We start from the raw sequence: 25488 nt of genomic DNA, 5'->3' as shown, positions 1-25488 counted from the left end.
GTATCGCTTGACCCAACCTCTGTCTATGAGAAAAATGAATGCATCCTGTACTGATTGTGTCACCGGAGGCGTTTAATCGTTTAACAAAAACACTCATTGTTTTGCCCATTACGAGTGGAGGAAATTTTGCTAGAATAACAGACTTTGCTGTTTCATTGGTGGGAACAGGGCTGCATACAACAGGTGTGATATGCTGCGACCAACCGCGTTCTTTAGATATAGTAGCGCGTAATGGGCGAAGTCTTAGCAAAGTTATCAACATTTCTTACTTGAATTTTTTCTACAATTTTTAATGTTTAAAAACACCAACTTTAGGTAAAAAATAAAAAAGCATAAGATCATGATTTTTTCTGTTGACAATCGGCTAAACAATTTTTCACAGAATAAAAATCAATATTTGACTAATGATGTCATTAATTATGACTCAAAAGAAGCAATGATGAAAGCTGTCATCACTAAGCCAATGTGTGTTGTTGGAGACAATAAAAGCACTGTTCGCTTTGAACCATCAACACCCAATAATCCATTTGTTGAAGTTTCTAATTAGATCTACGCACGTCTCAAGCGCGCCAATGCTGCAAAACTTCTTGTTGAGGCCAAGATGGTAGCAAAGCCTGACAAAGCAATTGAACAAATTAAGCAGATAGAACAAGAAGCCACACAAACATCATCTGAACCAATGACTGAAGAAACCTCTCTTGAAAAACCAAAAGAATCTAAAGCTTCCAAGCCATTAACCCCTACCCCAAAAAAGGCTTAGAAGTTGAAGTTAATCATCCACCAAAAATGGTATCTTCAACAGGCAAAAGATACCTTCACAAGCCTTCAAGCCCCTCGCCTTAATTGGGCTCTGCGTAATGCTCTAAACACTGCAGCAAAACAAGTCGAACGCTTTACTGAAAAGCAAGTTGCCGACATCTCATCAGCCCAATCAAAGTGTGTTAAGCAAGGTGTTTATATTAAAGAAAAGGCGACAGCAAGGTTTCTTGAGACAGATATCATTAGTTCTGGAACACCAATACCTCTTAAATTTTTTAAAGCAAAAGAACAAATCTTGCCCATGGTTTTATAAGGGGGGCAGTTTTCCAAAGCGTGTTGATTTAAAAAAGCTGAAGGGTAATGTATTTCAAAGAGCGGATGGAGATCAATTCCCCATTGCAAAACAAGAAGGACCTTCAATTGCTAAAGTGATGTCTAAGCCAGAAATTGCAAGTGCTATTGTAAAAAAGCTAATGAGAGATTAATTGCCAATATACAGTGCCAACTTGCTCGTCAAGAATACGCTGCCAACAAGAAAAGCTAGATTATGTTCTTAAGCTTTATCTATCTATTCCATATCCTTATGAGTTATGTATTATACACTTTGATTGCAATTTTAAGAACAGATTATCACTTATGTTTTGTTTTTTCCATAAAAAAGTCAATAAAATCAATGCAAAATGCACTTCCCAGCGGGTTGGCTTCTTTGCGGGGCAGACTAGTGCGAACTATCGCTAACGACAGAATTTTCAATTTGACTGTACATTGTACACTTAGCTCATTGATAAATAATAATTTCAATATGTACACTGTACAATATGTGAAACGTTTTCTTAGCAAAAAGTAATTTTTGTTGCTGGACAATTCTATATTAATAGGTATTTTCGAATCAGGTGCCTCAAAAACACCTTAAAACAACTAGCGGATTAGTTGCCGAAATAACTAATCTTCCGCAATTTAAAAGCTTTAACTCATTGTGTGCTACATGCATATAATAGCTTTGTCAGGTGTGGCTATGCCATATACCCCCTTCGGGGAAAGGCGTAACGACGGACTAGATGCCGTGTTTCTTAGTGCCCAGCATTCTTTTAGAATATCATTAAAGAACGTCTAACATCTAAGAATTCTTTATGAATACCATTATTAAAATTACTGAATTATGTGGCAAAAGGCATGACAATATTATGCGTGACATCAAGAAAACGCTTGAAGAACTTAACGCCCTCAAATTTAAGGAGGTTGATTTTGGTGGGCACTACCTTGATAACAAAGGTGAAAGCCGCCCTTGTTATAACCTGCCAAAGCGTGAATGCTTAATTCTTGTTTCTAGTTACAGCACTGCCTTACGAGAAAAGATAATTGACCGTTGGAAAGAGTTGGAAAGACAAGTAGCTATTCGACAAATTGATTACTCCAAACCCGAAGTATTACTTAGCGCCTTAAATCATCTACAAAATCAAATTAAGCAGAAAAACTATGTTATTTCAGAATTAGCACCAAAAGCAAAAGCTTTAGAAAGCTTAAAACGCTTTGATGGTTTGTTTGGTTTGATTGAAGCCGCGAAGATGTTGGAGATAAGACCAAAGGATTTAACAGATTACTTGCGTAAAAATGATTGGGTGTATCGACGTGCTCCAAGTGGTCCATTGTTACCTTTAATCAGGATAAAATCAACAAAGGATTCATGGACTGTTCTGCCATCACCATTCAAAAACCGGATGGAACAGAAAAGGTGCTGCCTTCAACAAAAATCACACCTAAAGGATTGGCGGCATGTTTGAGAGAACAAATCCATGGAGGTGTGCAATGAAGGTAAATACTAACTTCTTATGCGATTTATGGATGGCATTATCTCAATTTTCTAGGCATGAAAATATGAGTGATAAGATTGTGCTGCTCTGGTTGACATTATGAGTTTAGTAGAAAAAGCTTTGATTTTAAAACTTCACGATGAAGTGCCTATCCTTCTTTCGATATCTTTCTCATCTGACGCTCCATAAAAAAAGCCCCACAAAAGTGGGGCTGGATAAAATGATGTTCTAATCAATCTTGCGTTAATTATAATAAAGTGGCTCGCTACATCCACGGGCGCCTATTTTTTCATCTTCTACATAACGAGAATGCGCAAAATTCCGTACAAGATGATCATTGTTAGAGCCACCAGTCCAATCGCCTCCTCCCAACATAACATTTATGTCTACACGCAAACTGCTTCCTTGCTCCCCTGTATGCCATTTAGTCTCGGGATAACAACCAGACAAATATTGCCAAACATAACCGCAACCATCCTCACAACCGATATGCGAAATCATCCGTCTATTGTTTGTATCAACGTGTCCTCCAGACGTCTTAGGAGAAGGCGCTTGATTGCCTACAATACTGGTTGCTTGATTACTTCCATACATGCATGGCGAAAACTCATCACTCGTCAAAAATCTCTTATTAACAGACCAAAAATCAAAGGCATGATTCGCATAGCTACGATTGGTCGTAATCGGAACACCATATGCCGACTTTGCATTTACACCTGTCCCTGATTGAAGATAAATATCAACCCAAATATTATGCCACGGATTGTAAACCATCCCTTCTGGACTACTACGCGGGCGGTGATTTAAACACCAAACAGAATTGGGCAAAATATCCCCCGCTTGATAACCCGATAAGAGATGACCTTCAATCTCACCAACATCCGCACATAGCGTATGAAATCCACCGATCTTTTCAGAATTATCCTCTGTATAGCCATCAGGAGCCGTCAGATTTTGCGAAAGCTCAAAGGATAGCTCATTCGTCTGATCTTTTAAGATGAGATATATATAATAATCCTTTCCTGCTTCAAGATCTTCGTCAAAAGTCATCCTTCCACGCCCCTGGAACGCGGTAAAAGAGGTACCTACCCCCAATTCTCTTCACCATGATAAAAGCGAAAACATGCCCCGTCATTGATCACAAGACCTTTTCTATTTTTCGGATCGGCTTCCAGAATTCTGTCAGGTTGATGAAAACGCACATCCTCTAAAAATTTAGTGGAAAGAGAACCTACCTTACCTTGAAGTTCAGAAAGACTGTCACTGTTCCTCTGTGCCTTCTCTTGAACTTCTATCAATGCACTCTTCGCTTCTTCCGCTAACACTTTTATCTCAAAGGCAGCTGTATTCGCAGAATTTGTCGTTGCTGTCGCCGTGTCTAATGAACTCTTGACCTCTTTCAAGCCCTTACTTCGTCGTATCAGCTTCTTCTTTTGCTTGCTCCGCAACACTCTTCGCTTCTTCCGCTGTTGTCTTCGCAGTCTCAGCTACTTCCTTGGCTTCTACAACCAAAGGTTCTACTTTATCTGCCTTAACCTGCGCTGCTTCACAAATGATCAGATCAAATTCTGATAAACCGTATTTCTTTTGCGCATCCGCAATCACTTGGATTAATTGGTAAGTAGCAAACACCACGGTCATTGCATTTACTAAGACTTTATTTGTTTTTTCAAAGCTTTTGAACATCAGTTGATAGCTGATAGAGCGAGATCTGAGACATCGAGTTCGGCAGCAGCTTCTTTGTTTTTACGACGCTTGCCAACTTATGTATCAGAATACACCACAAAGGAACGAAACGGCACTTCTGTATAGCGTGTCCATTCTCTTATCGTTTTGTGACATCAAAGCCAGAAAAGGCACGAAAAACAAAACACGCTTGCCAGTTCTGGTTATTTGTTCTGCTATCTTAAAGCTGGTAAAAATCTTCTCCGTTCCACATGCCACAATAAGTTTTCCACGATCTGCTTCTTTTAAACCATCACAGACTTTCTCATATTTTTGGATTTGTTGAAAAGTTATCCCTAATTGATGCCCTAATTGCTTTTACGACATTCCCAGCATTTTTCTTTGAAAGCGATTTTTTGCCTATAGAAATGCCGTTAAAATGTAGCTTTTTGCTTTTCACTCTTAAGCTCCCCCCGCTGGGTGCGAGCACCCTCGCATTAGTATTCCGAGAGCCTGAAAGTATTGAATACGAAACAGATTTTTGCTTTTAGTGCTCATAGCACCTAGACATAGAAAAATATCCCATAATTCCGAGACCCCCACTGAGTGGGCTCATTTATGATCGAACTTTAGGGCTTTCAGACCCTACTAATCGCTGCGTAGACGAGCAAAAACACTCTTTAAGTAATAAAGTAATTTCAGGAAATTGGCAATCAAAATTAAAATAATCTCAAAGACTATAAGATTGGGCACTCTTCAAAAAAGGATAATGCGAAGGGCTGTCATCGTGGTTAGTCATTAACCCACATAATGCTTCTTTTCCAGAAAACGCAAAACGCGATATAAGAAAAAATGTTGTTTGCAAAGTTTTCTCTTGCCTATACAAAGAGAAAATAAAAAATTTGGAGGGCTCCCATGATAAATGACATCTACTGTGTTGGATACAATTATGTTGAACATGTTCATGAACTAGGCAATGTTGTTGAAGATGAACCCGTTATCTTTAGCAAACCAAAAAGTTCACTCGTTTTAGGTAATGAAATTTATCTCCCTGATTTTTCCAAAGAAATACATTTTGAAACTGAAATTGTGCTCAAAATCTCAAAGGACGCTTTCATGATCATGGAGGCAGAAGCAAAAGAATGCTATGATGCCGTAGCAATAGGTCTTGATCTCACCGCGCGAGATTTGCAAACAAAACTGAAAGGAAAAAGGCTTCCTTGGCTTTTATCGAAAGGATTTAAAGGCGCTGCATACGTCTCTGACTTCATAAACAAGGAAAAAATAAACAACCCAATAACCTTTGCAATGAAGTTGAATGGCAAAACAAGACAAGTTGGCAATACGAAAAATATGATCTTTAGCTTTGAGAAGATAATCTCATTTTTAAGTCACTACATTCAGCTAAGACGTGGTGATCTCATATACACAGGCACTCCACAGGGTGTCGGAAAACTTTCTCACTTTGACAGAATAGAATTGTATCTCGAAAATCAATTAATTTCAGAGCTAAAAGTAAAATGAATCATCAAATACTGACCTTTTTCATTGTTTCATTTTTTTAGTCATCTCACCGGGGCCGAATATGGCCCTTATCATCGATAATGCAACGAGATTGGGAAGAAAGAACGCATTTGTAAACGTTTTAGGATTGTGTACAGCAACATATGTGCATGGGGCATTTTCCACACCTAGGTGTATCAGCGCTCATTCTCAACAACAAAACGCTGTTTTTTTTAGTAAAACTCATGGGTGGCAGCTATTTATTATACATGGGCTTTAAATCGATTAAATCTGGGATACACAGCTTAAATTCAAAAGAAAGAAGTTCAACGAATGAAAAGAGTGCTATTGGTAAAACAAAACTTTTCACCAGCTATATGAACGGTTTTTTGACACAAATACTAAATCCCAAAGTATCAATATTTTACATAGCGGCCTTCCCGAAATTTTTATCTTCTGGCGGTAGCATTAAAAAAGGTTTTGAACTTGTCACAATACATTCTTTCAATATCTTTGCATGGTTTACTTTAATGACCATTTTTATATCATTTGCCAGCTCCGCTCTAAAAAAGCAGCGGATAAAAGGTGCGATTAATATAGCGACAGGAACAGTTTTATCTCTGTTTTCTTTTTTCATTGTCTTTGGATAGTTTTATCTTTTTGATAACAAATTGTAAAGTTAATAGAGCAATCTTTTCCTGATTCTGTCTCTCACTATGAATAGCTCAATCTCTAACAGAGCTTATACAATCCCCAGTTCTTTTTTTCTTTGTATAACTGAATTACGTTTCATTTCTTTATCATACTCTCAAGGCCGTTTGTGTAAACAATGTGAGTTTCTCGCAATATTTTATAAAATGTTACCAATATCTAAACAAAATCCTTATTCATCACTTTAAAAAATAAGCTATGATATTCCTCTTTTCGTTTATGAAACAAAAGTAACTTTTTGATTTATGATAGCACCATACAAACAAAAAAATGATTTTAAAAATCATTTTAATTTTCCATTACAAATTGTTCTTAAACTAAGATGAGAACTCTCGAGTGCTATTTGAGCAAAAATTAAAACTCTCACCATTATGAATAATAATAAATAATGCACTGATTACAAATAATAAGTTTCAAAAAATTATAAAAACTCCTGACAGTTTTCTGAAATAATTTTAAAAGCCCCACGTCTTTTAATGAACAATTAATTTGTTATTAATAACAATAAAAAGCTCCCTATTCAAATATCTGTTACGTTATTTAAGAGAAAAACATTCTCTTTTTTCAAAACCATATTCCTAAAACATATTCTTTTCTTTATCCACACAAAATCATAAAAAACGTTTTTTTCCTTTACACCTCATTTATATCATGCTTCGATACAGAACAATGCATTTTTAGTGTAATTTAATCTCAAAATAATTAAAGGGAACCCCCAAAAAATGAGCTATAAACAAAATTTAAAAGATGGTCCTCAGATGAAACTACAACGTGGCCTAGATAACCGTCACGTACAACTTATAGCCCTCGGTGGAGCTATTGGAACAGGACTCTTCATGGGATCAGGAAAAACAATTAGTGTAGCAGGCCCTTCCATCGTACTCGTTTATGCTATTATTGGATGTGCCCTATACTTTGTCATGCGTGCTATGGGAGAATTATTGCTTTCTAATTCACAGTACCGGTCCCTTATTGATTTTTCAACCGATATGCTAGGACCGGGAATCGCTTTCTTTGTAGGCTGGAGCTATTGGTTGAGCTGGGTTGTAACTGGAGCTGCAGATATTATTGCCATCATCACTTATATGCACTTTTGGTGGCCAACGCTTAATCCATGGATTGCCGTTTTTTCTTGCATTGGTTTCTTTTTAATTTTTAATCTCTTTGCCGTAAAACTATTTGGTGAACTTGAATTTTGGTTTGGTCTTATCAAAGTCGTAGCAATTTTAGCATTAATTGTTGTTGGTTTTTATATGATCGCTACGAGCTTTACTTCTCCCAATGGTACTGTTGCTTCTCTCAATCACGTATGGAACGATGGAAATATCTTTCCGCGAGGAATGACAGGTTTTTTTGCTGGATTTCAAATTGCCATTTTTTCTTTTGTTGGTATAGAAATTGCAGGAACAACTGCAGCTGAAGTCAAAAATCCTAAAAAAGTTCTACCAAAAGCAATTAATGCAATACCAGTACGTATTGTACTCTTTTACATCTTCTCTCTCATCGTGATTATGTCAGTCACACCTTGGGATCAAATTGTTCCAGATAAAAGCCCCTTTGTTTCGATGTTTTGGCTTGCTGGTATTCCGATAGCTGCTGGTTTGGTAAACTTTGTCGTTCTCACCTCGGCTGCTTCTTCGGCAAATAGTGGTATTTTTTCTACTAGCCGCATGATATATGGGCTTGCAACACAAAAAGGTGCTCCTCCAATTTTAGGTAAGCTTTCCAAATATCATGTTCCAGCCAATGCTCTATTCTTTTCCTGCTTATGTATTTTAATAGGGTATACAATTGCCTCACTCTCTCCAAGCCTCATAAGTGCTTTCACAATTGTGACGAGCATCTCAGCTATTGCATTTTTATTCGTATGGTCTGTAATTTTGGTTAGCTATATTGTATATCGTCGCAATCACCCTCATTTGCATGCTGAATCCGTCTACAAAATGCCAGGAGGAGTTATCGTGTGCGGGATAATTTTAGTTTTCTTTGCTTTCATGCTCTATTTGTTAACGTTAGAAGAAGACACCCTAACAGCTTTAAAATACGGTATATTCTGGTTTATTTGCTTAGGCATAACCTATTTTACATTTGTAAAGAAAAAAATGACTCAAGGTAACAAATAAAGTCTATACATAAAACATCTCAAAAAAGGGTAATTTTAGTTACCCTTTTTCTACTTAACCTCCTCCCCAAATATCAAAAAACGACGATTCCTACCAGCGCCGGTTTGTGAACAATCCAGCTTATTAAGAGGGAATGCTGCTGATCATTTATATGGTTCACCTACATAAGGCTCTATGGGCTAGCCCTGCCCTGAACACTCACCACACATTCTAAAAATACTTAATGTGTAAAATGTTATATGCTTTATATCACTACTCTACACAACAGTATTTTACTGTATAATAGGATAAGAACGAGCTATTCTGTAAAGAATTCTCTATAAACTTCACTGACATTGTTTACTAATAAAACATGAGATTTTATCTAAAACTTCCCCCCCAAAAAAATTTATATTCAATTTTTTATCAAAATTAAAAATGTAGCTCTAAACAGAATATATCTTAATAGCTATCTGCAATAAAAAAAGATTCTATGAAAATATTTTTCTATTTGTAATAATTTTTAAATATTAATACTTAAATGTAAATTTTAAATATATTTTTTAATTATTTAAATAATAGTTCAACAATTTAAAATTATTTTATTTATATAAAAATTACTATAAATAAATATAATTATTGTTTATATACAAATAATAATTATGTATAAAATAAATTATATTATATATAATTATTATTAATTATGTATAAAACATAAAAATCAAAAAAAATATAATACAATTTATCTTTTGTTTCTTATATATAAAATAATTATTCCATTAATGAATAATGTTCTTGCTTTATTCACATATAGTCATAGAAAAAAATTCCTTTACTCCTTAACCATAGCGTGTTCCGATAGAAGGAATTACCTTTTTTAGGGTAATTTTATTTAAAAATAACTAAGGAGAACTCCCCAAAAATGAACAAACAAAATTTAGAAAAAAAACCTAAGAAGAAATTACAACGTGGACTACATAACCGACACATACAACTTATAGCCCTCGGTGGAGCGATTGGAACAGGTCTCTTCATGGGATCAGGAAAAACAATCAGTGTAGCAGGGCCTTCGATTCTACTCGTTTATGCAATTATTGGTTGTGCTCTATACTTTGTCATGCGTGCTATGGGAGAGTTATTGCTTTCTAATACACAATACCGATCTTTTATTGACTTCTCAACCGATCTTCTAGGGCCATGTGCCGGATTCTTTATCGGCTGGACATATTGGTTGTGTTGGATTGTCACTGGAACTGCTGAAATTATTGCTATTGTCACTTATACACACTTTTGGTGGACTGAACTCAATCCGTGGATTCCTGTTATAATTGGTCTTATGTCCTTTTTAATTCTTAACCTCGTCGCAGTAAAACTATTTGGCGAACTTGAGTTTTGGTTTGGTTTTATCAAAATCGTAGCAATTCTAGTCTTAATCGTTGTAGGATTTTATATGATCTTTACCGGTTTTGTCTCTCCAAACGGTACGGTTGCTTCTCTTAGCCATATATGGAACGGTGGGAATATTTTTCCGCGAGGAATTACAGGCTTTTTTGCTGGATTTCAAATTGTTATTTTTGCTTTTGTTGGCATTGAACTCGCTGGAACAGCTGCTGCTGAAGTAAAAGAACCTCAAAAAGCTCTACCACAAGCTGTTAATTCAATACCAATCCGCATTGTATTCTTTTATATATTCTCTCTTCTTGTGATTATGTCTGTGACGCCGTGGGATCAAATCAGTCCAGAAAAAAGCCCATTTGTAACAATGTATGCACTTATTGGTATTCCAACTGCTGCAGGTTTGATGAACTTTGTTGTCCTCACAGCTGCCGCATCTTCAGCAAATAGTGGAATTTTTTCTACCAGCCGTATGATATATGGGCTAGCAACACAAAAAGGTGCTCCTAAATTTTTAGGAAAACTTTCTCGTAACCACGTTCCAGCTAACGCATTATTCTTTTCATGTATATGCATCTTATTTGGTTATGCAATTGTATCGTTATCTCAAACACTCATAGCTGCTTTTACAATTGTTACGACAATTGCCGCAACTTTGTTTATATTTGTATGGTCTATCATTTTGATCAGCTATATCATCTATCGCCGCAATCGTCCTCTCCAGCATACTGTCTCTCCTTATAAAATGCCTGGAGGTGTTGTTATGTGTTGGGCGCTTCTTATTTTCTTTGCATTCATTATTTATTTATTGTCATTAGAAGCTGACACTGCCATAGCTTTAAAATACACTCCAGCGTGGTTCATATTTTTAGGAATTGTATACTTTCTTTTTGGAAAAAAGAATTATGCAAAAAATTAAAAAATAAAGCTTATGTTTCCAAAAACATATAAAAAAGGGTAACTAAAGTTACCCTTTTTTTGATATTTATCTATAAAATTATAAAAGCTATTGACAAAATATCTCTGTAGAAGCTTCAATTACGCTCTTTATCAACCAAAGCGTTAGATTTTATCCAAGGCATCATAGAACGAAGTTTTTTACCAACTTCTTCAATAGGATGATTATCATTTAAACGCCGCATACTTTTAAAATGAGCAGCACCAGCTTTATATTCTTGAATCCAATTCGATGTAAATTTACCCGTTTGAATATCTTTCAATATACGTTTCATTTCTGCTCTAGTTTCATCCGTAATCACACGTGGACCAGAGATATATTCACCCCATTCAGCTGTATTAGAAATCGAATAATTCATATTTGCAATGCCCCCTTCATACATGAGATCAACAATCAGTTTCACTTCATGTAAACACTCAAAATAAGCCATTTCCGGCGCATAACCTGCCTGTGTTAATGTTTCATAACCTGCTCGAATCAGTTCAACAAGACCTCCACAGAGAACCGCTTGTTCACCAAAAAGATCAGTTTCGCACTCTTCTTTAAATGTTGTTTCAATCACCCCAGCACGTCCACCACCAAGTCCACACGCATAAGATAATGCTACATTATGTGCATGCCCTGAAGCATCTTGCGCCACCGCTATTAAGCAAGGAACACCACAACCCCGTTGGTATTCATGACGAACTGTATGCCCTGGACCTTTAGGAGCAATCATCACAATATCAACGTTTTTTTTAGGTTCAATCAAGCCAAAATGAATGCTCAAACCATGCGCAAAAGCAATCGCTGCCCCATCGTGTAAATGATCATGAATATGTTCCTTATAAATATCAGCTTGCAATTCATCTGGTGTTGCCATCATGATGAGATCTGCCCATTTTGCTGCTTCAGCAACACTCACCACTTCAAAACCATCAGCCATGGCTTTTTTAACTGTTTCCGATCCTGAACGCAAAGCTATTTGCACATTTTTAACACCAGAATCTTTCAAGTTTAAAGCGTGTGCACGCCCTTGAGAACCATAACCAACAATGGCTACTTTTTTCCCTTTAATGAGATTAACATCCGCATCACGATCATAATAAACACGCATAAAAAAATTCCTTCTTTCTCTATTTAAACTGGATTTCAGATTATTTTTATTCAATAAGAAACATTATCTACAGTGCATCACACACTTATAAAGACAAAAAACACCGCTTATAAGAACACAGCAATTGAATAATTTTAAAGTTTACATATTGCATAGAAAAAACTGTAGTCCCCAAACATTCCTAAAACATATACGGATCCCCAAATAAACTTCAACTGCTATTCTACAAAAACAATAATTACACAAAATAAGATTTCTAAAGAAAATTTAGCTAATATTCTACTCTTTTATCGTGCAACAAAACGCTATATTCTAAAAATTAAGATACAACATACAATTTTTAACATGAACCAAATCAATACAGATAGCAAGAAAAATTACAAAATAACAAGTATTGTGTTAATACAACTTTCAAAAGCATATACAACAATATCTTTAGAATAATAAAGAGGATGTTTTTACTTTTTACGTTCTTTAATATCCACGCCTCTCACGCGAAGAAGCCCCCCATACGTCCATTATGTTATCCATTTATGGCACCTTATAAAAAAATTTTAATATGCTCAAGCCCTTTTCAAGAATTCCCTATAATAGTGTAAGATTTATTGCACATCACTCTCTTTACTTCATAAAGCTACAAGTCGATATCATCATTCTATTTAACAGTTCCTATTGCATTCAGCTTATTCATAAGGAGATTTTACGTTATACTATTTACAGATAACCCAAAAATGAGCTCAAATATCAAGAAAATTTGTGTATTGATCCATTAAAATCCTACGCACTCCTTTATAATGGAAATACTTTCAAAACCCTATCTCTTCTCCATTCAAAGAAATTATAATAAGAAGATTTTAAAACTTCCTCATAATGGATAGTACAAATAAAAAACATCGCATACACTCAAAAACAAAAGATAGAAAGCAACCAATAAATAGAGGAACAATAGAATATTTATAATGCACGATAATAGTGCTATTTATCTAAGCAATATATTGTTTTTTTTAAGATAAATTGGCAAACCTCTATAAAAATTTCTTTTCCAATTTTTATAGAGAGAAAAAGATTACGATAATAACCGGATAAAACGCTGAACAGTCTCATGTATTCCATACTCTAATGCATCAGCAATGAGCCCATGGCCAATAGAAACTTCATCAAGCCAAGGAATATTTTTGACAAGAGCAGGAAGATTCATAAGTGTCAGATCATGCCCTGCGTTTATACCTAACTGCAACTCTTTTGCTCTTCTTGCTGCTAAAACAAGTTTATTGAGCTCTTGATCTTGTTTTGTTTTATCCTGAAATGCACCACCGTAAGGTCCCGTGTAAAATTCCACACGATCAGCGCCCATTGCTTTAGCAATATCAAGACCATCGACAGTAGGATTAGCAAAAAGGGATACACGAATCTTTCTGTTTTTTAAATTCTGAATAATAGGTGCTAAAAATTCTGCATCATGAGCAAAATTCCAACCATGATCAGACGTTGACTGATCTGGATCATCAGGAACAAGGGTGATCTGATCCGCATAGTTTTCAGCGATATCCAAAAATTGATCACTGGGATAACCTTCAATATTAAACTCAGCTGTAGGAAAAGTGTTCTTGATTAAACAGTATATATCTGGCAAATCCGCAAAACGAATATGCCTTTCATCAGGGCGTGGATGAACCGTCAAACCTGCTGCTCCAGCAGCAAGCGCTATATGCCCAATATTCGTTATACTTGGCCACGGAAGATTACGTCGATTACGCAAAACAGCAACAGCATTAAGATTAACCGAAAGTTTTACCGCCATGCCCATTTCCATTTTTTTTATAGTATGTAACAAGATAGAAAAAAGGCATTTTTCATCTGAAACTTAGATGATATACACATTTTTTTCTATCGAACAATCGTTAAACGCTCTGCTGCGCGCGTAATTCCCGTATAAAGCCAGCGCGCATACATATCACGAAATGCAAAACTTTCATCAAACAAAACGACATTATTCCATTGAGAACCTTGCGCCTTATGAACCGTTAATGCATACCCATAATCAAAATCATCATATCGCTTTTTTAATTGCCATGAAATTTCTTGATCAGGGTTTTCAAACGCTGCTTTTAAAAGTTTAATCTTTGCTACCCCACGCTCACTTTCTTCTGGTTTCACAAGAAGATTAATACTTGGTTTAACGGTCTCCTTCTGTGAAGTCATCACCTTCCATAAAGAGCCATTCAACAAACCTTTAATAGGATCGTTTCGCAAACACACCAGCTTATCTCCCGCTTGCGGATAATCTGCTGTAAATCCCTTTAACACACGCAAACGCTGATTATAAAGGTGGCGTGTACGATTAACCCCTACCAAGACCTGATCAGCATCCAAAACCAATTGTTGATTGACCTCTTTACGTGTCACAACGCGCGCTTCTCCATAGTCACCACAAGCAATATCGCGTCCTTCACGTACATCCATAGCAAGACGTATAATCGGATTGTCGCGCGCTTGCCGATGAATTTCTGAAAGAAGAAAATCTGGTTTCCCATTAGAAAAAAAGCCCCCACCAGATATAGGAGGCAATTGACCTGGATCACCAAGAACAAGAATTGGCGTTCGAAAGCTCATTAAATCACGCGCCAATTGTTCATCAACCATCGAGCACTCATCAACAATAATGAGTTTAGCTTGTGCAGCAGCACTTCTTCGATTTAATGTAAATGTTGGAGCAATAGACTTTTTTCCTGTTATTTCATCGGAAACTTCCTCTTCTCCACGCGGACAATAAATCAGCGAATGAATCGTACAAGCATTGCTTGCACCTTTAGAACGCAAAACCTGCGCCGCCTTCCCTGTAAAAGCAGCAAATTGAACAGAACCATCAACTGTCTCTGCAAAATAGCGCGCAAGCGTCGTCTTACCGGTCCCCGCATAGCCAAAAAGGCGAAAAAGAGGAGAACGCCCTTCCCTCAACCACGCGGCAACAGCCTTTAATGCATTATCCTGTTCCCGTGAAAACTGCATAGCTTACCAACATAAGATTTGCATAAGAAGAGCAGTATTTTGAAAAAAAACGGCTATCAAGAAAAACCTTTTTATTAAGAATTGCTGACACACGCCCATCTAACAACCTTCGTAGCACAATTATCAATTATTTACCCATTGCTTTTTCAAGATATTGTAAAAATCTAAATTTTATCTATACATCGATCTTCTTGGTAACACCTTATACTTATCAAATAAAATATCATTTTTTACAACAGTAACACCAACAATGGAATATGCATATCTTAAATTTAAAATAACACCTATATACGCTTTTTTTAACCAAAATTTAGAATAAGAAAAAGAGCATTGCAATTGCAAAAATCTCACTAGAAAAAATGTCCTTAACAGGATAAGAATAATGTCATTTTATGAATACTATTTTACACAATCAATCAGCTTTCTTGCACATAAAAATAAAGTACATCCACTATTACGAAATAATAATTAAATATATCAAAAACCTTTTAGCAGAAATAGAAATAGCTCTCAACAAAACTACTTAATCCTATGATGATACACCTATAAAGTTCCTATCGTCCTCTTATCATGATTTTAATAAATTTACTCTTCATGCTACAAATATGTTATATCTCAACGCATAAAGAGAGATATCACACTTATATGAAGCACGCTTTATCTCGCACAAATATGTAGTTTTTTCTGTTTCAACAATAAAATATGGTTCGTAAGTATGACCTTCTTGGTAGTCTATTATAGAAAACTGGAACATGGTTTCAGTCCAGCGTAGCACTTCAGATTCGTCCTCTAGAATATGAGAAAAGCGCAATTCTTCATCTATTGAGTCAAACTTTTTCTTTTTGTCGCAATGTTTTAAAGTTTATAAAAACTAACTGATTAATGCTGTTCTTATTTGCTAGAAATAACAATAAATCAAGGGGTATAATTTGTTAATAGGCTTGGCGTTATGTCAAAATATCAGCGATGAGATTGCTTTTTGGTTGTTTTAGAAATGAAATAATGAGCTCAAATATTGATGAATGAAACGGAAGGTTTAAATTGAAAATATTAATTCCAGATGACTATCAAAAAGCCACTCTAACATTACAGTCTATTACAAAATTAATGACATCACATGAAGTGCTGGTTATAAATAATTTAGCTAAAGAATGTGATTTAGAAGATAAGCTCAAAGAGATCGATATTCTTATCTTAATCAGAGAGCGGACTATAGTTGATAGAAATCTTCTCCTGAAACTGCCAAATTTAAAATTAATCTGCCAAACAGTCCCTATAGGTTCACATATTGATATAGAAGCTTGTAGAGACTTAGAAATTGAAATATTAGAGGTGGTGGAGATCCAACTTCTGCTGCTGAATTTGCGTGGCTCTTAATTATGTCTGCGCGTAGAAAACTCTGTAAATCTGTATCTGATATGAAAAAAGGACGATGGCAAACAACATTTGGCAACCAAATGAAAGGGGCTACTCTTGGAATATTCGGGTTTGGGCGTATTGGTAAAATGGTTGCTCAATATGCTCAAGCTTTTGGCATGTCCATTTTGGTTTATGGGAGCGAGCGTTCAACGCAAGAAGCAAAAAATTTAGGTTATCATTTTACGCATTCAAAAGAAGAATTTTTTACACGTCCTGACATTATATCCATCCATTTACGTTTAAGTGATAAAACTAGAGAAATCATAAAATTAGATGATCTATTGAGCATGAAACCTCATGCTATTTTTGTCAACACAGCGCGTTCAGCTTTGGTTGAAAAAGGGGCGATAGAAAAAATACTAAGTTTGGAAAATTCAACTTACTTTGCACTGGATGTTTATGACAGCGAACCAGTATATGAGAGCAAATTATTGCAATCAGATAGAGTTCTTTGCACACCGCATCTGGGCTATGTGACTGAAGAAAGCTTTGAGAATTATTTTGAAAAAGCTTGCCAAAATATAGCTTCTTTTATGAAGAGCACTTAATGCCGGCTGAGCCAATGTTTGTAAAATTTATCTTATGTCGCTAGCGTATCAAATTTGCACGACACATAATAACTTATTTCCTTAAATGAAGCATATTCCTTAGCTTTCACATTAAGACCAATCGTATTGACAGATTTTTATGTAATCAGCATAAAATACCTAATTTATTGTTGCAAGCATTATTAAAAAAGGCTACTTTATTGGAATACAATTTAATTGGAGGGGGGCGGAGTGAGCAATAATAAATTTATAGAAAAGAATTATTATAGATGGATTATATTGCTTGTTGCCACTATCGCTCAAGCATCAGCTTGCTTCTTTGTTCAAGGGATTGGTCCTTTAGCTGAATTTTTTTAAGAAGGATTTCTCGCTTAGTGACTCTCAAATAGGTTTGCTGTCTTCAGCAGCGCAGTTCCTACCTATTATTGGATTACTTGTAGCTGGTGAATTACTAGACAAGTTTAACGAGCGCTATATTGTTGGAGTTGGCGCACTCGGCGTTTCTATCGCTCTTTTATTGGGAGCAATTGCAGAAAACTATATTTCCCTTTTGGTTTGTTTGCTCATTGTAGGGGGATTTTATAGCTCTGCTCAACCTGGTGGTGCTAAATCTGTTTCTGCATGGTTTCCACAATCGCAACGCGGATTTGCAATGGGAATAAGGCAAGCGGGGCTACCATTAGGTGGGGCATTAGCTGGGATGGTTCTTCCTGCGAGTGCGCTTGTCTATGGCATACAAGGTGCGTTTTTGGTCGGTGCCATCGTTTCTTTTTTAGGGGGATGTATCTTTATTATTTTTTATCACGCACCAGCAAAAGTTGTCGCTATCGTTCCAAAAAGCAAGGCAAAAGTTTCGTTCTATGCAAATGTAAAGTCTCGTCTTGCGATGTTAACTGCACCACATATGAAGAATATTATTTTTTCAGGCGTTTCACTTGTGATCGTTCAATATGTTTTAACCATTTTTATAACGATTTATTTTTATAGAATCTATCAGCTGTCCTTAAATAAAAGTGCTTATTTGTTTTTTGTTTCACAGGCTTCTGGTGCCTTAGGAAGAATTATTTTAGCAGCGTGGAGTGATCATTGTAGAAAAGGACGATTTTTTCCTGTCTTGTTTTGCATGATTGCAGTCGTTTTTGGATTTTTAATATTAATTTTAGGCATGAGTGGATTCATAATTTATTTAACTATTTTATCTGCTTGGTTAGTTTTTTTTGGATTGGGATGGTATGGCCCTTGGGTCGCCTATATTGTAGACTCTTCACCAAAAGAAAGCGTTGGCTTTTCTCTGGGGTTAGCAATGTCTATAAATCAAATCGCAATTATTACTGCTCCACCATTATTTGGATTAATCCAAGATTTTACAGACACTTATGTACTAACATGGCTGATTTTAATTTTAATTATTATTTTTTCACTTTTCTTAATAAGAAAGTAGGGAAAGATAATTGGGGAGGAAATTATAATGATAAATGAAAATACTTTTGAGTTGAGCAATCTCGAAAGAGACAAACTTTGGGAGGCTTTGGACCATGTTATTTATGATCCATACGGGTGGTATTGAATATTCGGTTAAGCTAAAAAAATAGCATTTTCGCTGCTACCCCATAGAATATTGACAATTCTTATGAATCAAAAGATGTCTATTACCCCTAGAGCATATTTAATCTTTGAAAACCTTCCAATTGATAGACAAATTAATACGTCACCTAATCCTTATAATTTAGATGCGTCTTGTAAAAGTGGCTATATTAGCGAAAATTTAATTATGATGTTTTCTTTATTAATCGGAGAGCCTTATTCAATTAAATTTGAAGGCGAACATATAGTAAACAACCTAGTTCCTTTAGAGGATAATAAAAAAGATTATACAGGATTAGGATCTGAAGTTGAGTTAGATTTTCATATAGAAAATGCTGCACTAAAATTTATAAGAGGTTTAAATTTATCTCCTAAAGGGATCTTTTTATCTGGTGTTCGCAATGATGTTGATGGCCCGTTAACGAGAATATCTGATGCACGTCTCGCTCTAAAACTTTTAAATGAGGAGGATTTGAGGAGCTTAAGGGATAATTTATATATAATTAATGTTCCCTATAGATGGAGAAAAAATGGGGTAACCTCTACAAGTAAAGTACCCCTCGTTCAAGGGGACGGTGAATTCCCAGATATCAGCGCTGTTTTTTATCCAGGCATGTTAGAACCACAGTCAAAAAAAGCCAAGGAAGCTTTAGATCATTTTTATGAAGCTATTAAGGCTGTATTTTTTGGAATTGATGTACAACCAGGAAGATTATTATACATTGATAACAGAATGGCTCTACACTCTAGAGATAAATTTTCTGGATCATTTGATCGTTATAAAAATCCAATGCGGTGGATTCAAAGAGTGTTTGTGTCTGCAGATTTATGGAATCATAGATATGTAGAACAAATAAAAGAAAGAGTATTTGATTTTCAATGTTAATGTCCTGATAATGATATGGTGTTGAGTATTATTCTGGTTTATATATTGACTACACACCTCATATGTATAGGTTTCTCCCACATAATCATACCTGATTATAAGCTATGGTGGCCAATTGATTTTCCATGGCTGTATTTGATCTTTGTTATTTTTTCCCTTCCTTCAGTCCGCTAGGGGGATTCTCCTACCAAGCCCTTGAAAGAGCGATTTGAAGTAATTTCATAATGCGAAATCAAAACATAGTGACAAACTTTTCTATTGTTTTCACAAGTATGACGGTTTGCATGGTTGCACCCTTCAAGCACAGTGGATTTTTCTTGCACGATGGAATCTTTCATATATGAGACAACATAATTAATTTATAACAGATAATTCAATGTATTATCTAAAAAATGCAACGAAATAGCTATTAATGTGAACATATGAATTAAAAAAACAAACATCGCGTACAAATAAATTCAAACATAATTGGGCACACGACTTATAACATTTTTTAGATGAACAAATAATAATACACCCCATGTCTTTAAACACAGAATGAAAATCATAAAATGAGCTCTAAGGATAATAGAAACTCTCCACAAAGAAGAGAAAGAGATGAAGACTCCAAAGACTTCATCATCACCATCCTTCACTATTTTATTAATATATTCATTTTATACAAGAATCTTTCCCTCAGAAGAAATAGCATTTGCAATAGCTTCTTCGCTTGCCTCATCGGGTAATAACATCTCATTATGGGCACATCCTGATGGGATCATAGGAAAACAATTTTCTAAATGATAAACACGACAATCGAAAAGAACAGGCTTATCACAGTCAATCATTTGCTGAATTTTATCATCAAGTTCATCGGGTTTTGAACAATGAATTCCTACGGCTCCATAAGCTTGTGCCAATTTCACAAAGTCAGGCATAGATTCCGTATAAGAATGAGAAAGACGATTACCATGCAGCAATTGCTGCCACTGGCGAACCATCCCCATATACTGATTATTTAAAATGAAAATTTTCACCGGTGTGTCATGCTGAATAGCTGTTGCAAACTCTTGAATATTCATCTGAATGGAGGCATCACCAGAAATACACACAACAAGCGCATCAGGATGCGCTATTTGAACACCTATAGCAGCAGGTAAACCATACCCCATCGTTCCAAGACCACCAGAAGTCATCCAATGTTTTGGTTCATCAAAATGATAATACTGCGCTGCCCACATCTGATGCTGCCCGACATCCGTTGTAATATAAGCATTCGCATCTTTGGTAAAAGCATACAGCCGTTCAAGAGCATATTGCGGCATAATGACATCTTTTTTCTCCGCATATGCCAATGAATTACGAGCTTTCCAACGGTTAATTTGCGTCCACCACGCCTCACGGACTTCACTGTTAAACGCTGGTTGCTGTATCTTTAAGAGTTGCGTCATATCTCCTAAAACACAAGCCACATCACCAATAATTGGAACTTCTGCTTTTACAATTTTATTGATAGAAGAAGGGTCAATATCAATATGAATAATACGCGCATGAGGTGCAAATGCATCAAGGCGCCCGGTGATACGATCATCAAATCGTGCTCCAACAGCTAACATGACATCACAATCATGCATGGCCATATTAGCCTCATAGGTTCCATGCATTCCAAGCATTCCAAGCCAATTTTTACCGGAAGCAGGATAAGCACCAAGTCCCATTAATGTTGAAGTAATCGGAAAATCCCCCAATTGAACCAAATTACGTAAAAGCTGTATAGCTTTCATCCCCGATGAAATAACACCACCACCAGAATAAATAATAGGGCGTTTTGCCTCAACTAAAAGAGAAACGGCAGATTCAATAGCCTTAGTATTCCCTTTCATCGATGGAAAAGAATGTAAAAACTCCTGAACTTGAGGTGCTCTATAAAATCCTGAAGCAAATTGAACATCCTTAGGAATATCAATCAAAACCGGACCAGGACGACCTGATTGAGCAAGAAAAAAAGCTTCATGAATAATAGCCGCAAGATCATTGACATTTTTAACCAGCCAATTACGCTTCGTACAAGGCTTTGTAATTCCAACTGTATTAGCCTCTTGAAAAGCATTTGTTCCAATCACCGTTGTTGACACCTGCCCAGAAAAACAAATAAGAGGTATCGAATCCATAAGAGCATCTTGCAAAGGTGTAACAGCATTCGTTGCCCCTGGACCAGAAGTCACAAGCATAACCCCTACCTTCCCTGTGCTGCGTGCATAGCCTTCAGCCGCATGCCCTGCGGCTTGTTCATGGCGCACCAAAATATGCTGGAGTGTATCTTGGTGATAAAGAACATCAAAAATAGGCAAAACAGCCCCACCAGGATAACCAAAAATATGTTCAACGCCTTGATCTATAAGAGCTTGAACCACTATTTCAGCGCCCGACATTATTTTTCCATCTGCACTCTCTTGCTTTCTTGGATCATTTCTCATTTTTCCCACTCACCTACTTTATAGGACAATAAAAAAGCCCCTAACGGAGCTCATAAAAAAAGCCCCCAAAGGAGCCCATTACACAACACATACTGTATGATTACCCCCATTATTCCAACGTATAAAATATATAAAAAATTCCTTGTAGGAAGATTTCTAATTCCATTGATACCATTCGTCAATAAAAAATTATATTTTCTAAAAAATTTCTTTTTCACGAATTATCTTTTATCTTTCGATAAGTTTCTTTGCAAAGCTCTAACTCTTTTATCAAAAAGTAAGCACCCATTCTTCATCAAATTGATTACGAAACCATGTCATTTGTCTTTTTGCATATCTCCTCGTTTGTATTTTCACCGCTTCAAGAGCATTCTCAAAGCTTCTATATCCATCCAAATAAGCCATAAACTCAGGTATACCAATAGCCTTCATTGCTGGTAATGAAGAGGAAAGTTTAAGTTTTTTCATAGCCACCACTTCTTCTAAAGCTCCTCTTTCAATCATAGAATCCAAGCGTTTATGAATACGTTCATAAAGCAGAGGACGTGGTGGCATGAGAAGAATTTTTTCGGTCAAATTCGGCGCAATGATAGGTGTTGTTTTTTGTTTCTGCCACCAACTGAGCGTCTTACCGGTTGCATCATAAACTTCCAAAGCACGTACAATACGCTGTCTATCGTGCGAAGAAATTTTTTCAGCAACAACAGCATCAATCTGAAACAACTGGCGATAAAGACTTTCAGGTCCCTCTTTATCAAGCAGCAAACGCCACTTCTGCCGCACAACATTTGGAACATGAGGGATTTCCGAAATCCCCTCTAAAAGAGCACGAAAATAAAGTCCTGTCCCACCAACAAAAATAACTGATTTTAAAGAAAAAGTAGCCAATAGCTTCTCGACATCACACAACCATTGCCCTACTGAATAATTCAAAGTAGGACTCACATGACCATAAAGATAATGGGGAACAATCGCGATATCAGCCTCCCCCGGCCGTGCCGTTAAAATATTTAAAACATCATAAACCTGCATTGAATCAGTATTAATAATGAGAGCATTCTTTTCTTGAGCCATTTGCAAGGCAAGTTCTGACTTCCCACTTGCCGTTGGCCCCGCTATTAATGTAACTTTTCTCTGTGTCATGAATAGCAATTTCTCCCAATCAATAACTTATTGCAACATGCAGACACCACCAAAGCCCCCTATGAAATTTATAAAAAATGGGCTTAATAACAACACCAAAGGAATTTCCAAGCATTTTTGCTATCATAGTTCAATAGTAAACTACAGCCATAATCATTCTGTCCGTTAGTCCATTAAAAACAAACATATTCTTTGTCATTATTTATGAATAATAATACTGAGCTTAACCTATACAATCAAACAGCTTTATTTTTTCCTATAAAAACAGTATACTAATCTGCTTTATAATAGGAGATTCAGAACTTGTCTTCTTCACGCTCTCTTTTTTATAACTATTTCTTCATCCATCACCAAGAAAGGTGTAAATATATATATAACTAATTTAGTCTAATATGATTTTTCTCTAAGATAGTTTTTTTCAAACTGAAGTGAAAAAAACGTTCTCCATAGCACATAAAGTACAATCACAAAGGACTAAAAGTCTCACTAAATAAAACATTATTTATAATAATAATTGACTTAAACACAAAACATAGATCTCTTATGCAGCATTTCAAAGTCTAGGCTGTTGCAAGATTGGAAACTAGCAAATCTATGATGGTGCCAACTTGTACTTTTATTTAACGTAGAAACAGAGCTGCCCAATGGATTTTATATTGCACACCCCATGCTCTCTATCGTGAAATGAGCTTGAGAAACATTGGATATCACATGCCTGACTTGCAAAATATCCCATTACTAAGGCTGATAAAAAACAAAAAAATAATTTTTAAGGATCAATCCATTAGGAGCGTTACGAACCGTAACTCTCCATCTGGACGCGCTACAATAAATAGAGCATTTTTGCGTCCAGCTTCACGTAATTTATGAATACGTTTTTTAGCCTCATCAATTGTTGTGATAGAACTCTGATTGATATCAACAATCACTTCACCAACGCGAATACGCTTTTTATCCGCTGCACTATTTTGTGCAACAGCTGTCACCACTAATCCTCGAAGTTTATCTGAAATTGAATAACGATGACGCAAATCCTCTGTCAGTTCAGATAACGTCATTCCCATAAATTGCATTGTCACGTTTTTCGACAGATCTTGATTTTTTTTATCAGCAACTTCTTCTGTATCTTCATTTGGATCTGTTTCAATCAAACGTCCAAGCTTAACTTTTACTGTTTCTTCTTGCCCATTGCGTAAAATAGTAACGTCCACCACTTTTCCTTCTGAACTTTCTGCAACTAAACGCGGCAAATCACGTGCATGCTTAATTTTGGAATTACCAAAGGAAAGAATAACATCTCCAGTTTGTAACTGGCTATTATCTACATTATTTTCTTCCGTCTGTTCTATTTTACCAGCCACCAATGCTCCCACAGCATTGTCCAATTTTAAACTTTTTGCAATATCCTCTGTTACCGGCTGAATACGAATAGCCAACCAACCACGCCTTATTTCTCCAAAATCACGCAATTGATTAATAACAGAAAGAGCCATATCCGATGGAATAGCAAATCCAATACCGATAGATCCTCCCGAAGGTGAAACAATTGCTGTATTAATGCCAATGACTTCACCATTTCTATCAAATAACGGACCACCAGAATTGCCCCGATTAATTGCTGCATCTGTTTGAATAAAATTATCATAGGGACCAGCATTAAGATCACGGTTACGTGCAGAAATAATACCAACCGTCACACTTCCACCAAAACCATAAGGATTACCAATAGCCATAACCCAGTCACCAATACGTGCTTTTTCTGAGTCACCAAAACGCACAGCTTTTAATTTTTTACTTCCTGCATCGACTTGAAGCAACGCCAAATCAGTTTTGCTATCCTTTCCAAGAAGCTTTGCCTTTAGTTTTGTACCATCCGTAAAATTAACTTCAATATCATCAGCATCTACAATAACATGATAATTTGTAACAATAATCCCTTTTTGCGCATCAATCACAAAACCAGACCCTAAAGAACGCACCTTTTGAAATTGACTATCTTTTTGACCATCCTTGGGTATAAAAAAATCACTAAAATATTCCTCCAGCAATGAATCTTTTGGGATAACGGGTACCGAGGTGTTTGCATCCTGTTCTGTTCCTTCAACAGTCTGCGCCGTGGAAATATTCACAACTGTTTCCAAAAGCTCAGAAGCTAAATCAGGAATAGAAAGCAATGCCTTGCTTGTCTCGGCTCCCCAAGACAAACTCACTGATCCTGATAGAAACAAAGTCACACAAAAAACAACTCTTGTGATAAAAAACTTTAAAAACGTATTTTTACTCACGACACTTCTATCCATGACATGCCTTTAATCAAAGATGCAAAGAGCCCCACTAAATTTATATACGGAAAACCAGCACGGCTCGATACTCTCTACCACTTTTACCATAAAAGAAAATGGTCACAGATCATTCTTTTCATGCAAAATCTCGTATCTGCAAT

Annotated in this window: 20 protein-coding genes and 3 pseudogenes; 13 read left to right on the top strand and 10 right to left on the bottom strand. The window is 36.1% G+C overall.

The genetic code is table 11. From position 1 onward, the window contains the following. Window positions 1-38 precede the first annotated feature (38 nt). The 4 genes and pseudogenes from ACFIL7_RS03980 (at window position 39) to ACFIL7_RS03965 (ending at window position 2569) form a co-directional block, all read left to right on the top strand. A complete protein-coding gene (locus ACFIL7_RS03980; protein ID WP_375662105.1) occupies window positions 39-293 on the top strand; it encodes a type II toxin-antitoxin system PemK/MazF family toxin in 255 nt (84 codons plus the stop codon). Between the two features lie 146 nt (window positions 294-439). Beyond that, window positions 440-760, top strand: a pseudogene (locus tag ACFIL7_RS03975) (hypothetical protein). A 3-nt stretch (window positions 761-763) separates the two neighbouring features. Beyond that, a pseudogene (locus ACFIL7_RS03970) lies at window positions 764-1303 on the top strand (hypothetical protein). Window positions 1304-1889: 586 nt separating this feature from the next. Further along, window positions 1890-2569: pseudogene (locus tag ACFIL7_RS03965) on the top strand (phage antirepressor KilAC domain-containing protein). 244 nt (window positions 2570-2813) lie between these two features. On the opposite strand, the gene ACFIL7_RS03960 reads toward ACFIL7_RS03965, so the two are convergent. The 4 genes from ACFIL7_RS03960 to ACFIL7_RS03945 all read right to left on the bottom strand — a co-directional run bounded on the left by ACFIL7_RS03960 (window position 2814) and on the right by ACFIL7_RS03945 (window position 4574). Beyond that, on the bottom strand, window positions 2814-3620 hold the full coding sequence (locus tag ACFIL7_RS03960; protein ID WP_375683380.1) for a hypothetical protein: 807 nt from the start codon (window positions 3618-3620) through the stop codon (window positions 2814-2816). A gap of 35 nt (window positions 3621-3655) precedes the next feature. Then, window positions 3656-3973: a hypothetical protein gene (locus ACFIL7_RS03955; RefSeq protein WP_375683379.1), complete on the bottom strand. Its 318-nt coding sequence runs from the start codon at window positions 3971-3973 to the stop codon at window positions 3656-3658. Window positions 3974-3977: 4 nt separating this feature from the next. Further along, on the bottom strand, window positions 3978-4256 hold the full coding sequence (locus ACFIL7_RS03950) for a hypothetical protein (RefSeq protein ID WP_375683378.1): 279 nt from the start codon (window positions 4254-4256) through the stop codon (window positions 3978-3980). 84 nt (window positions 4257-4340) lie between these two features. Next, window positions 4341-4574: a DEAD/DEAH box helicase family protein gene (locus ACFIL7_RS03945; RefSeq protein ID WP_375683383.1), complete on the bottom strand. Its 234-nt coding sequence runs from the start codon at window positions 4572-4574 to the stop codon at window positions 4341-4343. A gap of 576 nt (window positions 4575-5150) precedes the next feature. Between ACFIL7_RS03945 and ACFIL7_RS03940 the strand changes: the two genes are divergently transcribed. The 4 genes from ACFIL7_RS03940 to ACFIL7_RS03925 all read left to right on the top strand — a co-directional run bounded on the left by ACFIL7_RS03940 (window position 5151) and on the right by ACFIL7_RS03925 (window position 10865). Beyond that, window positions 5151-5759 (top strand): fumarylacetoacetate hydrolase family protein, encoded by a 609-nt coding sequence (locus ACFIL7_RS03940; protein ID WP_375683377.1) that lies wholly within the window; start codon window positions 5151-5153, stop codon window positions 5757-5759. A gap of 149 nt (window positions 5760-5908) precedes the next feature. Then, window positions 5909-6388, top strand: a complete 480-nt coding sequence (locus ACFIL7_RS03935; RefSeq protein WP_375683376.1) for a LysE family translocator — start codon at window positions 5909-5911, stop codon at window positions 6386-6388. 783 nt (window positions 6389-7171) lie between these two features. Further along, window positions 7172-8572, top strand: a complete 1401-nt coding sequence (locus ACFIL7_RS03930) for an amino acid permease (RefSeq protein ID WP_375632941.1) — start codon at window positions 7172-7174, stop codon at window positions 8570-8572. A 901-nt stretch (window positions 8573-9473) separates the two neighbouring features. Continuing rightward, window positions 9474-10865, top strand: coding sequence for an amino acid permease (locus ACFIL7_RS03925; protein ID WP_375632943.1), 1392 nt, complete (start codon window positions 9474-9476; stop codon window positions 10863-10865). Between the two features lie 115 nt (window positions 10866-10980). Here ACFIL7_RS03925 and ilvC read toward each other — a convergent pair whose 3' ends face one another. The 3 genes from ilvC to ACFIL7_RS03910 form a co-directional block, all read right to left on the bottom strand. Beyond that, a complete protein-coding gene (gene ilvC, locus ACFIL7_RS03920) occupies window positions 10981-12000 on the bottom strand; it encodes a ketol-acid reductoisomerase (RefSeq protein ID WP_375632945.1) in 1020 nt (339 codons plus the stop codon). A gap of 1066 nt (window positions 12001-13066) precedes the next feature. Next, complete coding sequence (locus ACFIL7_RS03915) at window positions 13067-13801, bottom strand: pyridoxine 5'-phosphate synthase (protein ID WP_375632947.1); 735 nt, start codon at window positions 13799-13801, stop codon at window positions 13067-13069. A gap of 86 nt (window positions 13802-13887) precedes the next feature. Continuing rightward, window positions 13888-15009 (bottom strand): ATP-dependent RecD-like DNA helicase, encoded by a 1122-nt coding sequence (locus ACFIL7_RS03910; protein ID WP_375634607.1) that lies wholly within the window; start codon window positions 15007-15009, stop codon window positions 13888-13890. A gap of 1041 nt (window positions 15010-16050) precedes the next feature. Between ACFIL7_RS03910 and ACFIL7_RS03905 the strand changes: the two genes are divergently transcribed. The 5 genes from ACFIL7_RS03905 to ACFIL7_RS03885 all read left to right on the top strand — a co-directional run bounded on the left by ACFIL7_RS03905 (window position 16051) and on the right by ACFIL7_RS03885 (window position 19446). After that, window positions 16051-16386: a hypothetical protein gene (locus tag ACFIL7_RS03905; RefSeq protein ID WP_375683375.1), complete on the top strand. Its 336-nt coding sequence runs from the start codon at window positions 16051-16053 to the stop codon at window positions 16384-16386. Window positions 16387-16388: 2 nt separating this feature from the next. Further along, window positions 16389-16976 carry an NAD(P)-dependent oxidoreductase gene (locus ACFIL7_RS03900; RefSeq protein ID WP_375683374.1) on the top strand — a complete coding sequence of 196 codons (588 nt, stop codon included), beginning with the start codon at window positions 16389-16391 and terminating at the stop codon, window positions 16974-16976. A gap of 231 nt (window positions 16977-17207) precedes the next feature. Continuing rightward, window positions 17208-17333, top strand: coding sequence for a hypothetical protein (locus ACFIL7_RS03895; RefSeq protein WP_375632953.1), 126 nt, complete (start codon window positions 17208-17210; stop codon window positions 17331-17333). A 34-nt stretch (window positions 17334-17367) separates the two neighbouring features. Continuing rightward, a complete protein-coding gene (locus ACFIL7_RS03890) occupies window positions 17368-18417 on the top strand; it encodes an MFS transporter (protein WP_375676883.1) in 1050 nt (349 codons plus the stop codon). Between the two features lie 201 nt (window positions 18418-18618). Next, window positions 18619-19446 carry a TauD/TfdA family dioxygenase gene (locus ACFIL7_RS03885; protein WP_375634611.1) on the top strand — a complete coding sequence of 276 codons (828 nt, stop codon included), beginning with the start codon at window positions 18619-18621 and terminating at the stop codon, window positions 19444-19446. 656 nt (window positions 19447-20102) lie between these two features. On the opposite strand, the gene ACFIL7_RS03880 is transcribed toward ACFIL7_RS03885, so the two are convergent. From ACFIL7_RS03880 to ACFIL7_RS03870, 3 genes are all read right to left on the bottom strand, one after another. Continuing rightward, window positions 20103-21902: an acetolactate synthase 3 large subunit gene (locus ACFIL7_RS03880; RefSeq protein ID WP_375683373.1), complete on the bottom strand. Its 1800-nt coding sequence runs from the start codon at window positions 21900-21902 to the stop codon at window positions 20103-20105. Between the two features lie 270 nt (window positions 21903-22172). Then, on the bottom strand, window positions 22173-23045 hold the full coding sequence (gene miaA, locus ACFIL7_RS03875) for a tRNA (adenosine(37)-N6)-dimethylallyltransferase MiaA (protein ID WP_375634613.1): 873 nt from the start codon (window positions 23043-23045) through the stop codon (window positions 22173-22175). 776 nt (window positions 23046-23821) lie between these two features. Next, on the bottom strand, window positions 23822-25345 hold the full coding sequence (locus ACFIL7_RS03870) for a Do family serine endopeptidase (protein ID WP_375632961.1): 1524 nt from the start codon (window positions 25343-25345) through the stop codon (window positions 23822-23824). Window positions 25346-25488: the final 143 nt, after the last annotated feature.

Origin of the sequence: Bartonella sp. AP3QHHD, assembly GCF_042195765.1 — a bacterium.
In the GTDB taxonomy this organism is placed as follows: domain Bacteria; phylum Pseudomonadota; class Alphaproteobacteria; order Rhizobiales; family Rhizobiaceae; genus Bartonella.
Note: the sequence above shows the minus strand (reverse complement) of the source record. Positions and strands in the feature narration are given on the sequence as shown.